This window comes from Paenibacillus sp. F024 (assembly GCF_057814255.1).
The window spans coordinates 1-311 of record NZ_JBVASZ010000126.1; the positions used below are offsets into that span (position 1 = coordinate 1).

The 311-nt window shown below is 51.8% G+C and carries 1 protein-coding gene; it reads right to left on the reverse strand.

Translation table 11 applies throughout. The annotated features are described in order from the left end of the window. Positions 1–309, reverse strand: a 309-nt coding sequence (locus ACZYR9_RS27655) for an HAD family hydrolase (protein ID WP_488981499.1), incomplete at its 3' end; no start/stop codon positions are given. Between the last annotated feature and the right edge of the window lie 2 nt (positions 310–311).

The window sequence follows — 311 nt, forward strand, 5'->3', positions numbered from 1 at the left end:
GTGAAAGGTATGCTCCGGAGCGTAATGGTATTCCGTCGATTGTCTTGAAGGCATCCACAGCGCCCCAATCGTTGTAACGCCGGCTTGCCAACCGGCCTGCATAACGTCGTCGCTGTCACCAATAAATACGGTCTCCGTCTTGCTCGCGTTTAATGCTTCCATGGCCATAAGCAAGCCTTCCGGCGTGGGCTTGCTTTCTTGAACGTCATCCCCCGTGATGACGACGTCAAATGCTTGGCCAAAATTCAACTTATGCAAGGAGATATCCAATCTTCGGCGCGTTTTTCCGGTAAATAAGCCCAAACGCACGT